The sequence below is a fragment of the Candidatus Methanoperedens sp. genome (assembly GCA_027460525.1).
In the GTDB taxonomy this organism is placed as follows: Archaea; Halobacteriota; Methanosarcinia; order Methanosarcinales; family Methanoperedenaceae; genus Methanoperedens.
In genome coordinates this window covers 1-11,370 of sequence record JAPZAS010000022.1, presented here as the reverse complement: position 1 = coordinate 11,370, position 11,370 = coordinate 1, and the positions used below count along the sequence as shown (strand labels likewise).

At 39.7% G+C, this 11,370-nt stretch carries 13 protein-coding genes and 1 tRNA gene; 6 read left to right on the top strand and 8 right to left on the bottom strand.

Annotated features, from left to right (window positions below; translation table 11 throughout):
* The first annotated feature begins 255 nt into the window (after positions 1-255).
* Complete coding sequence (locus O8C68_08260) at positions 256-615, top strand: hypothetical protein (protein ID MCZ7395795.1); 360 nt, start codon at positions 256-258, stop codon at positions 613-615.
* Between the two features lie 10 nt (positions 616-625).
* Here O8C68_08260 and O8C68_08255 read toward each other — a convergent pair whose 3' ends face one another.
* Both O8C68_08255 and pyrH read right to left on the bottom strand, forming a co-directional pair.
* Positions 626-778: a hypothetical protein gene (locus tag O8C68_08255; protein MCZ7395794.1), complete on the bottom strand. Its 153-nt coding sequence runs from the start codon at positions 776-778 to the stop codon at positions 626-628.
* A 188-nt stretch (positions 779-966) separates the two neighbouring features.
* On the bottom strand, positions 967-1,737 hold the full coding sequence (gene pyrH / locus O8C68_08250; protein MCZ7395793.1) for a UMP kinase: 771 nt from the start codon (positions 1,735-1,737) through the stop codon (positions 967-969).
* Between the two features lie 339 nt (positions 1,738-2,076).
* Here pyrH and O8C68_08245 point away from each other — a divergent pair, with 339 nt between their 5' ends.
* Entirely contained in the window at positions 2,077-3,375 is a 1,299-nt protein-coding gene (locus tag O8C68_08245; protein MCZ7395792.1) for an MgtC/SapB family protein, read from the top strand.
* A 21-nt stretch (positions 3,376-3,396) separates the two neighbouring features.
* Positions 3,397-4,227 carry an ATP-dependent Clp protease proteolytic subunit gene (locus O8C68_08240; GenBank protein MCZ7395791.1) on the top strand — a complete coding sequence of 277 codons (831 nt, stop codon included), beginning with the start codon at positions 3,397-3,399 and terminating at the stop codon, positions 4,225-4,227.
* Here the strand turns inward: O8C68_08240 and O8C68_08235 are convergent.
* From O8C68_08235 to larA, 3 genes are all read right to left on the bottom strand, one after another.
* Positions 4,214-5,302, bottom strand: coding sequence for a hypothetical protein (locus O8C68_08235; protein ID MCZ7395790.1), 1,089 nt, complete (start codon positions 5,300-5,302; stop codon positions 4,214-4,216). The genes O8C68_08240 and O8C68_08235 overlap by 14 nt on opposite strands.
* Before the next feature lie 40 nt (positions 5,303-5,342).
* Entirely contained in the window at positions 5,343-5,588 is a 246-nt protein-coding gene (locus O8C68_08230; GenBank protein ID MCZ7395789.1) for a hypothetical protein, read from the bottom strand.
* Between the two features lie 135 nt (positions 5,589-5,723).
* Entirely contained in the window at positions 5,724-6,929 is a 1,206-nt protein-coding gene (larA, locus tag O8C68_08225) for a nickel-dependent lactate racemase (protein MCZ7395788.1), read from the bottom strand.
* A gap of 136 nt (positions 6,930-7,065) precedes the next feature.
* Between larA and O8C68_08220 the strand changes: the two genes are divergently transcribed.
* Positions 7,066-7,137, top strand: a tRNA-Gly gene (locus tag O8C68_08220).
* 146 nt (positions 7,138-7,283) lie between these two features.
* A complete protein-coding gene (locus O8C68_08215; protein ID MCZ7395787.1) occupies positions 7,284-8,129 on the top strand; it encodes a hypothetical protein in 846 nt (281 codons plus the stop codon).
* Between the two features lie 160 nt (positions 8,130-8,289).
* On the opposite strand, the gene O8C68_08210 is transcribed toward O8C68_08215, so the two are convergent.
* Positions 8,290-9,237, bottom strand: a complete 948-nt coding sequence (locus tag O8C68_08210; protein ID MCZ7395786.1) for a hypothetical protein — start codon at positions 9,235-9,237, stop codon at positions 8,290-8,292.
* A gap of 136 nt (positions 9,238-9,373) precedes the next feature.
* Positions 9,374-10,585, bottom strand: a complete 1,212-nt coding sequence (locus tag O8C68_08205; GenBank protein ID MCZ7395785.1) for an LUD domain-containing protein — start codon at positions 10,583-10,585, stop codon at positions 9,374-9,376.
* 307 nt (positions 10,586-10,892) lie between these two features.
* Between O8C68_08205 and O8C68_08200 the strand changes: the two genes are divergently transcribed.
* Positions 10,893-11,177 carry a hypothetical protein gene (locus tag O8C68_08200; protein ID MCZ7395784.1) on the top strand — a complete coding sequence of 95 codons (285 nt, stop codon included), beginning with the start codon at positions 10,893-10,895 and terminating at the stop codon, positions 11,175-11,177.
* Here O8C68_08200 and O8C68_08195 read toward each other — a convergent pair.
* On the bottom strand, positions 11,174-11,370 hold a 197-nt coding region (locus O8C68_08195), incomplete at its 5' end, for an ISNCY family transposase (protein ID MCZ7395783.1). The two genes, O8C68_08200 and O8C68_08195, sit on opposite strands and share 4 nt — an antisense overlap.

Genomic DNA, 11,370 nt, shown 5'->3' with positions numbered 1-11,370 from the left:
CCTTTCCTCACACTTCTTCTTAGATATTTATACTGTTTGCCTTTGATTGTTTTTATTTCTATGAAAGCCATAATCCTCTTAATTTAGGGTACACATTATATATGGAAATTATTCTATTTATAACTATCTATAGACTGAATATGCGTGATAAAATATAAGTTAAAATAAAAATACTATTATCAGTTAGATACCGTATTTAAAGATAGATTTGATGAACCTATAAACTCAGGTTATAATTTCAGTGGAGATTACTTATTGATAAAAAATTCATCGTGGAACAAAATAAATGTAATTTTATACGGCAGAAAAGAAGAAAACAATATATCTAAATTTTACACATTAGATATTAAGGATTTAAATGATACAATTCAGATGTGGAAGATAAAATTCAATAACTCTTATCAATTCGATATTGAAATCAACGAAGCCGTTATCGATGAGAGTAAACAACTTAAGTTCATTAATTATAACAAAAATAACTTAAGATTAAATGATATTATAGATAATCCAACTAACCAACAAATAATAATCAGAAATGTGGGGCTTCCACATGAAGAAATTTATTCTAATCAATCAATTACTTTGTTTTTTGAAAAAAACACTACAACAACATGAACAGTGAGGATTATACTGGAAAATATGCCTCAAATTCTTCAGCGCTTTTAAATCTAATGCCTTTCTGCTTCTGAATTTTTTCCAATTTTTTGAGATATCGTGGATTTACTTCTCTCCGAATGCCCTTATCAGTTTCATTAATGGCGATCTTTTTATCGTTCATTTGTATCTAAAAGGGGGCGCTTAATAAATTAAACTCTGTCATGCATTTATTACACACCCATCGCGCTCGAGATCGGCGCCGGCGGTTTTATTGCGGTGCTTGGCATGCCGCTTGCAGTTCAACATCCCTTGCCCAACAGGAAGAGACTTGTATAGCAAGCATCAGCAATATCGATGCTAAATTAAAAATCAGTAGTCGCATCCCTTATCACTGAAATAACCAAGATTGCAGGTATCCAGCTCCGAATCATCTTTCTCAAGTCTAGTGCCTGTACGAGCCGATTTATCTGTCTCAATCACCGTCCCCTTATGCTTCCCGCTCGCCGCATCCTCTATATTCCGAGGATTCTCACCATTCAGGACTATTGTCCTGATATTGCTGCGCTCAATGACCTTGGCAGCCAGCAGATCAACAGGCGAATTTGCGCCTGCAATCATCTCGGTCTTCATCACCACTTCTATCAACTGTTTCGGCGTCATGGTTTCAAATTTCTTCGCTCCCTTATTCTTCTTGGGGTCGCTTGTATATACACCATCTATTGAGGTGGCATTGATGAGAAGCTCGGCGCCGACATATTCAGCAAGGATTGCAGCCACTGCATCCGTAGTATGTCCCGGTGATACCCCCCCCATCACAACAATCCTGCCGCCCAGGCTTGCATTCTTTGCCTGCGTATATTCCAGTGGAGGCTCGTGGTATGCAGCCTCGCCTAAAGCTGCTATAAGCAGCCTTGCGTTGAGGCGCGTAAGTTCTATACCTATGAGGTCGCAGGTGGCTTCATCCGCCCCAAGTTCTCTTGCCGCTTTAATATAGTCGCGCGCAGCCTGCCCGCCGCCTGTTACAATAAGCACCGTGTTTTTCTTTGAGATTTCCTTTAAAACCGCTGCATAGCTTTTGAATTTTTCAGGGCTTAATGCGCGCGCCAGTACAGACCCGCCTACTGATACTACAATTTTCATAACCTTCTGTATGTCTTCTAATAATATTATCTTTCTTATCGTGCACCGAATTTCTGCAGTTCACAAAGCTCTCTGCCTAAAACCACTTCTTGCTTGCGAAGCTGCTTATAAATCCATACCAGTTATAGACTGCAAGGAAGAAGGCTATCAGGAAGATGAGCATAGGTTGAATATTTCAATGAAAGTCTCAATACTCATCGTAAACATCTTAATCTCTACTTTTTTATTAATTTAGATATACATGTCTAGGAGGCTCTATTTATCATTTACTAAAAGAAGCGAACAAGAATTTGATGAAAGAACATAAGTATTTAAAAAAGTATTAACCATTGATTATTAATGATTGACCTGGTGCCGCAATCCTTTGGTAATACGGAAGCCAACATCGTTTTTTTTCAAAAATTAGCCCTTGCTGCGCTTATCGGTATTCTCATCGGCATAGAAAGAGAACACAGGCGTCCTGAAGCAATGGAATTGATTGCAGGGGTTCGCTCATTTACGATTGCCTGCATCGCTGGAATGATTTCGTCATATCTGGCACAGATTATCAATCCAGGAATTCTGCTGATTTCTCTTGCCTTTTTTGCGGTGATAGCGACAATATATGTTTACATAAAAAATGTGACATTGAAACAGCCGGGCGTAACAGGTCCGATTGCATTCTATTGTACTTTCCTTCTGGGCATACTTATAAACTATGAACTGTACCTTGTCGCTATCGTGGGAGCAGTTGTTTTAACCCTGCTGCTTGCTGAGAAACGTCCCTTGCATTCATTTGCAACGAATCTGACAGACGATGAGATTTTAAGCGGCACTCGTTTCCTGGCTGTTGTCTTCATACTCTATCCCATAACTCCGGATGAATGGTTCATGGGTGTCATCAATCCCAGAACGATTCTCCTGATTGTGATAATAGTGGCTACCTTGAGCTTCATCAGCTTTGTGGTCATGAAAAAAATGGGAACAAAACGAGGGATACCATTGTCCGGGTTGCTTGGCGGGCTTGTGAACAGTGAAGCAACTACAGGCGCCTTAGCTGCAATGGCAAAAAAAAGGAGCGAACTGATTGAATCCAGTTTTGTGGGGATAATATTGTCCAATGCTGCAATGCTGATCAGGAATCTGGTTATAGCTTTTATTGTTGACCCGAGCGGCAGGGTGCTTTATTTTATGGCTCTGCCGCAACTTCTTATTACCCTGTTTGCCGTTGCTGCGGTCATTAAATCAAGAAACATAAAACCCGTTAGCGAGACCATACAATTGCAGTCACCATTTGCACTATCCCCTGCAATAAAATTCGCCCTCGGTTTTACAGCATTATCCGTTGTTTCGAGTATCGCCAACCACCGGGCTGGCGTTGCCGGGGTTTATGCAACAGCACTCGGAGGATTTATCAGCAGCGCTGTGGTAACGGCATCAGCGGCTGCGCTTGCCGTGCACGGTGATGTTTCATACACTACCGCTGCGATAACAGCAGTCCTTGCAAGCATAATAAGTACTGGGAATAAGATGCTGCTCGTGAAATGGTCAGGACCGTCTGAGCTTGTTGGAATGATAAACAAGACCTTTGCCCGTTTCATAATATTCGGCGCAGTTGTTCTCATTATCTGGGGAATTTTCATAAATTATACTTATTAATCAGGAAAACAATGATTACATATGTTTGACCAGATAAGCACCACGGATATTCTGATTCTGTTTGGAATACTGTTTTTTCTCTATTTGATGATGTACCCGCAGCTTCAGTTACGTGCATCGCGGAGAAAGAGACTTGGTAAGATTCGTGAAATGGAAGAAAAATGGGGCACAAAGGTCATGACCATGATACATCGAAAGGAAGCGATTTCCATGCTTGGCTTGCCTGTTTATCAATACATAGATGTGGAGGACGCCGAAGACGTTTTAAGAGGCATCCGCGAGGCAAAGGATAAGCCCATCGACCTGATCCTCCATACCCCCGGAGGGCAGTTGCATGCCTCTATGCAGATAGCGCGGGCATTAAAAAATCACAATGCTAAGACCCGCGTATTTGTTCCGCATTATTCCATGTCAGGGGGGACTATAATAGCTCTGGCAGCAGATGAAATTATAATGGATAAAGACGCATCACTGGGTCCCGTAGACCCGCAGGTGGGGGATTTCCTGCGCGGCGTGTTTCCTGCGCCTTCATGGCTGCATGTGGCAAGGAAAAAGGGGCTTGAAGCTGACGATACTACTCTCGTGATGAGCGATATCGCAGAAAAAGCACTGAACTTCACGAGGGCACTGGTAAATGAATTGCTTGAGGGCAAATTCGATGACAAGGAAAAGCAAAAACAGGTTGTTGAGAAACTCATCGGCGGCGAAATGGTACATGCCCAGCTCATCTCGGCAAAAGACGCCCAGGCTCTTGGGCTGCCTGTTTCCACAGAATTACCCCCTGAAATCCATGAATTCATGAAGTGCTATCGAGCTGTCAGGTCGAACGTGGAATATATCATGCAGGGATAAGAACCGCCCCGGAAGCGTTGAACCTTTGGGGTTTTTTCAGCCCAAGAATATTTAAAGCGGTTTCATAGTTACTCTGCATTATCCTGTTCTTCTGCACAAACGGTTTCATTTTATCAAGCAATGCGGCAATATTAATGTTTTCAACTGTAATACCAAGTTCAGATAATCCTTTTTCTTTTTTTAAGGAATTCAAAAGAAAAGAATAATGCATCGGTGCGCAGAATATCACAACAGCTTCATAATCAGACTGGACTTCCAGGATGTTTAAACCCTCGATTATATTTGAGAATTTTATTTCATCTTCTCTCATCTTATAGTCCAGAAATTTCTCGTATGCTGATACAAACTCCAGCGCATGTTTTCTTAAGCCTTTGACAACATAATCCCGGATTTTAAATGTGAGCAGACGTTTGAGCCTGATTAAAAGCTCGTTGTAGAATCTCTCGGTCTCCTCGTATGAAACAGCCATCTGCCTTACCTGCATGGGACTGTACCAGAGGTGCTTTGGAGATTCGCGAAGTGAGGTTATTTCATTAATCACTCTTGCTATTTGCAATAAGAATTCACCATCTTTATCAAGGATATCTTCATACGCTGGAATAAGTTCTTCCCTGGTTTTTATATCAGTACCATAAAAAACAACACTTAAGGGAAGGTGTTCTTTGCTTTCTATAAGCCTTATCTTCTTATCGATAATTCCTTCGATATAAATACAATAAATTGCCTGCGAAGAATCTCCCGCACTGGCTGAAATTTGATAATATTCAGACCAGAACTCAAACGGTGAAATCAGCCTTTTGTTGTATCTATTCTCAAGCTCAACAAAATCAACCGGTAAATCAAGAAAAACAACCTGGGGGTCAATAATATCAAGCAGACGCAGAATCTCGCCATGGACATCATCCACGCTCATCAGAACATGCTGCGAACTCTCGGGGAAAAACCTGTCAAGCTTGAAAGGGTACTCAATATGAGTGTGCAGAGCGGGATCGTCAAGTTTATTGAGCCAATCCCTGACTGCAACATCGTGAACATCGAATATGCTTATAATCGGAATCAGGAATAACTTTGCCATCAGTAAAATATTGTTATGCGGTTATAAGTCACTGACGGTTCTAGTCCCCGTATTTAAATACGGGGTCTTGCTTTTCGACAGCCTTTTGCAGGACGGTTTTTATCTCCTTTCTGATATCAATTCCCGCAGAATTGTCAAGATAGAAAAGTCCTTCTTTTATCCTGACCATATCAGGGGAATTTTTCTGAAGCTCTGATATAGCATGGGTTAAAATGCTGATATCCTGCTTTTGTGCCGCACCTGTTATGAATACGAAGGAATCCCCTTGTCTTTCTAATCGTACCATACTGTTACCTCCGATGTATGCATCCATTAATTAATTCTACTTCATAGTTTATATAATTTTGGTTTAATGAACTTAAAAATAAAAAGGGGCTTGCACCAGGAATTTTGAAATTGTTCCAGAAGAAACTGCCCCGTCTCAAAAAACAAGTGTGGAGCCGCCGTATGGCATAACAACTATTCTTGCATTCTCCCCGTGCTTGGCAAGCGCCGCTTCCAGCGCTTCTTCTAAACTTGCGGGAATAAAATATGCCCTTCTTGCCGTCTCATCGGGCAGCGAAGACACAAGGTACAGGTCGGCTCTCTTCGATAAAGCTGCAATCAGCGCCGCCTTGTGCCCGCCCATAACGAATCCTGATTTGAATTTCTCAATCACTTCATCCCTGCTAAAGCGCAGCCACTCTTCAAATACCCGGTTTCCATATCCCTCCCTGCATTCCGCAACAAGGATTATAGAGCCGCCTTCCTTGACAGCGTTTTTAGCATGTTCAAGCGCCTTATGCGACTGGAATATATCGATATCCTTCGGAAATCCTCCTGGTGATACGATTAAAATATCTGCCGGCTCAACCTTTACCTTCATAACCTCATCGAGAAAAGCCACACCTTTTCGGTGCGCATCGATGTAATTCCCTGCTGCCGCAAAGATAATCTCTTTCCTGTCATTCAAAACCACATTCAGGATAAAATCGATGCCTAAGATTGATGCAGCCTCTTCAATATCCTGCCTCACAGGGCTGTCAAGCCTTCCTGCACACGAATTCGGGAGAAGCATCATGGAATGGTTCGCATCAATGCTGCCCTTTGAAGAAACAGCAGGAAGTGCGGACTTTGCGCCGCCTGAGTAGCCTGCGTAATAATGGAATTCGATGGTTCCGGTGCAGACCACAATATCAGCATTCGCAACAGGTCTGAATATCTCAACAGGAGTGCCTCTTGATGTAGCGCCGAGGTAAACACAATCATTAACATCGTGCTCGATACACTTCACTTTGCCATACAATTCCCCTAATATGGCTCTCTTTTCATCCTCTGTTTGCCGCCTGTGTATGCCAAGCCCGAATACAACAGTTACATCATCAACCCCGCCCTCTTTTAATTCGGAAATAAGATGTGGGAGCAGCTTGGCAGTGGGTGTGGGACGGGTTGTATCATTAACGATAATCACTGCCTTTTCCCCTGCCCTTGCTATCTCGGATAATCGTCTGGAATTAACAGGAGCTTTAAGCGCTCCTTCAATCTCCTTTGCCTCATCGAGGGCTGCTGCTGCCTTATTTGGTTTTACGACCTTGACCTGATACTTTTTGGGTATATCCACTGAAACATTGATTTTCCCGTACGGCAAATTGTACAACACATTATGCTTGAATGTAAGACCCCGTATTTAAATACGGGGACTGCTAACATATATGTTTGGATTCGGGAGGTGGCTCTGGACTAACGAAACTATTAAATGCTTTCAATCACTTAGGAAAGCCCAGGCACCGATGGTCTAGCGGCTATGACTTTAGCCTTCCAAGCTAATAACTCGGGTTCAAATCCCGATCGGTGCATACTGTTTTTCTAATAATCAGAAAAAGAAAGCCGAGTTAAAAATATTAAGTTAATGCGAAATCCATAAATGTCAATGTAATAAGTAATCATTTGTTTATGAGATATATGGCGTGGCCTCATCTATGGAATAGGAGGATGGAATAAAATGGAGAAAAATGACAAAGTTGAACGTTCTATTGAAAGTTTTTTGGAAGAACTAGATAAGATTGAAAAAACAACATCATATGATTCTCATCAGGCATTAGAAAAATCTAGGCTATCTGACATATCTCTTAGGGTTCATCAGTCGGAATGGCATGTTCGAGGTGTTACATACCATTGCCGCAATTTAATCAAGTATTACACATCTGTTAGTCTGGGTGTGATAGCGAGAGTCAAAACAACAAATGCAGGTATTATCATGATGAATGATGAGTCGGTTCAAAAGTTAATGTTTGAATTCTACGCTCTCGTAAATCTTTCAAGAATAAGCTTGGATAATTTAAGAAATCTATTAAAACCTGTTTTCTTGACTCCTTATGAACAGCTTCCTAAGTATATTACAGATTTCAAGACAGATTCTACTGATTGTCCTGTATACGCTAAGCTTGCTGACGATCCTGCGGTAATTTACCTTATTGATATACGCAATTGTCTTGTTCATTACAGGACGTTTGCAACTGACGATAATGTTATGGCGGTAATGGATGGTATTGAGCCAAATGTATTTGAGGAATTTGAATGGACTAGACCCATGGCTAGAGCTTCATTTAGACGTACTAAAGATGACAGGATTATATTTAATATGTACCTGCCAGATGAAATTTTTCAAAGAAATTCTTCAGGAAACAAGAAATTGGCTAGATTCACCTACGAAATGCGTATTAATATTATTAGTCAAAGTATGGAGTTCGTTAGAATCCTGGCATATGCAACACTGGGTTCCCTTAAACTCTTGATAGACCCTGGAACCCCAAAATACACTTATCGCTCTAAGTCAACAAAAATATAGAGTATAGAGACACACATATTTACTGAAAAAATTACAGAATATTATTTTTTTGTCTCCTCTCTATCTGAAGGACATCCTAACTTTTAAAAAGTAAGGGGCTGTCTGTGGATGCGAAAGGTTCGAGTGTTTGATGTATTTCTAATATTGCTTCTTATCTCATCTATATTTGGACATTAAATTCATAAGTCAATTTATTATAAGACACATCGTATGAAGTTCCAGCAATTATTTTTATTTGACCAGTTAAAGTCTTTGGGACATTATCAAATATTAAGTAACCTTCTTTTACAATCCCAGAATAAATATCTGAAGAATCTAAATTGCTATTATAAGACCTTTCATATTGATTTGTTCCAGAGAGTATGACCGCATCGTAATTACTAAATGAATCTTTTTCAGAACCAATATTTTTGACCTTTAAGTCAACTCTGAACTCCGTGACTTCATCGCCCCAAGTATCGTATTTCAAATGAGTATAGAAACCATATTTGACTAAAGTAACTTCAAAATTCCCTTTGCTGATAACTTCTCCGCTTGTTTTAGCATTTTTGTTGTATTGCTCGAAATACATCTGCTTTATTTCTTCTTCTGTGTAACTTGGTATTTCAACATAAGAATCAGTCGCTTTCAAAACATTCCCCTTTGCAGTAGTAATAGTTAATTCAGCAGTTCCTGTTTTTGATGTACCTTTCTGAATATCTTTCTGATTCACACGCCATTCATATGCTTTTCCAACTTCTTTCCCTGTAAGTTTGAATTGATAATCAACAAAATCAGAAGCTACAAAATTAAATTGCTGTGTAAAAACAGTTTTATTTGCAGAATCTTTTATTTGAAGATTGACTTGACCTTCACTAATTGTATTTTGACCATTACTATCTTCTAAGAAAAAATAGAATCTTATGGTTTCACCTTCATTCGCAGAAGAAAATTCATTTATGTTAGTAGGGTTGTATGTTGTTTGTATTGGCGTAGAAACAACCGTAGTCTTAGGACTTTCAGTGGAAGTCGGTTGACTTGGCTGTGATTCCACGCATCCTAACACTAATACAGATACTAACACTATTGCAATTATTCCAATAATTTTGAATTTCATCTCAACCACCATTTACTTTAATAAGAGTGATATCTTATAAATATTTGGATTGTAAAAAAAAAGAGAGGGTCTAAAATTTTAAAAATAAACAATATCAATATAACTTTTTTGCAAAAATTATGGGTTTTAAGAAGCGCCCATAATGATATTAATTTTTCTGGAACTTATGAGCATTTGATTTCAGGAGAATCTGGTAATATCCCCAAATCATATGAGATTTTAAAAAATAATAAATCTCAGAAGATATCCCATCACTTCTGATTTTTTTAATTATTGCAGGTATATCCAGTTCCAGAGGGCAATTATCTTTGCATTTACCGCAGGTTAAACAAAGCTCCAGTTTCTTATTGTTTTCATTATTAGAAAGGGAATAATAAGCAATCCCTTTTCCCCCGAGGTAATTTTCTATGGCGTATTCGTTACCGATAGTGTTGTACATGGGGCAGTAGAGCAGGCAGTTCCCGCAACCTATGCAGTGCAAGAGTTCTTTAAATCCATTCTTTGCCAGTTCGCTCCTTTTGTTATCAAGCAGTATTAACGTAATCTCAGTTGGGTGGTGAACCCCCTTAACAAATTTCTTCTCTACGTCTGCGGTTTTGCTCACACCGCTTATTACGTCGACAAAAGAAGGTATTATTGAACCTGTGGCATTGTAGCTCAAAATTTTTATCATGTTCATGGCAGCTTCAATATCGGGATAGAGCTTGTCTGTGGAAGTCACAACTATGTGTTTTTCCTTCCGCATGACCTCATGGATATTCCCTTCGTTATGTATTATAACAATCGAGCCCTCCTCGGCTGTTATGGCATTGGCTCCCGTTATGCCAATATTTGCTTTTTCGAGATTAGAGATAACATCCTCCTTTACTGCCTTTACAATTTCTTCAGGATTTTCCTTTATGGGTTTATTATAATGCGTGGAAAGCCGCTTCGCAATCTCTTTTGCCGAGAGATGCGCCACAGGACCTGTGGGATGGGAGGGGCTTGCATGCAAGAGCTGGAGAATCCTATCGCCAATGTCGGTTTCAACTACTGTTAATCCTTTTTTTTCAAGCGCTTTTGTTAATTCTATTTCCTTTGTGACATTGGATTTGGATTTTACAACGAGTTTTTCCTCTCCGATTTCATTTAAAATTATGTCGATTGCTTCCTGTTTTTCCTTTACGATATGTACTTTTATGCCGTTTTTCCTGAGGTTAGCAATTGCTTTCACAAGAAGTTCTTCGTTCCCAACACAGAGTTCCCTTGCGGTTTTAAGCCTCTTTTTTCTTTCCGCGAAGTCCGGTGGCAGGTTCGCAGCCTGCGTTTCCTTCACGGAATTAAAGGCTTTTTGAAGGGCGCTGACTTCTTCGTAGTTCATGATGTTTTTTAAAGACCTTTGTTCAATCCTTGCCAGATCTCACTGGCAGTTTCATACTTCTACCGCTAAGAGCGGGCACTCCATCACATAAGATTAATTTTTCTGGATTTTGATTCCATTGTCATTGTAAATTTAGAATGCCACTCTGAGATTTAAGGATGTCGGAAGTGGTGACAAAGGAGGATTCTGTGTAGTCTTCGGGGGATAGAATGACCTGTAAAAATTCGGGGGATGGATTATGTGAAATGCGGCGTCATTATTACAATTCGAAAACATTAAAGGGTTCTCATTACCATATATGCAGAGAATGTATTTAGAAAAAATTAAAGCTTTAAAAATACCTCTTACATTCATAATTATAGTAATAGTCTCTGCGATAATCACATTTTTAATCTTGGGCATAAGCCCTGAAACTTTTATTGCAATTGCAACAATAGCTCTTGTGATAGCCACAGCATATTTAGCTTATATTAATCAAAAAATTTGGATTGCTCAAGATAAACCGTTTTTAATTTTTGAAAATATAGCAACCAATCAACTTAGAGAAGATGCTATAGATGAAGACGAATTTCGGGCTGTGGGACAGAATTAAGTCGGGTACAAGTTTAGCAAATTGTGCCAGACGCCAGTGCAAAATAAAGCAGTTTCAATTCTATCATCCCTTTTTTGTCCCACCGTCCATCCAAAACACCTCTTATCCGCTGAAAATCCAGATTCAGAATTATTTCGGAGAAAATATTGTCCAAGGTAAATAATCGTATTATCTATAAACTCCTCCATTGTAT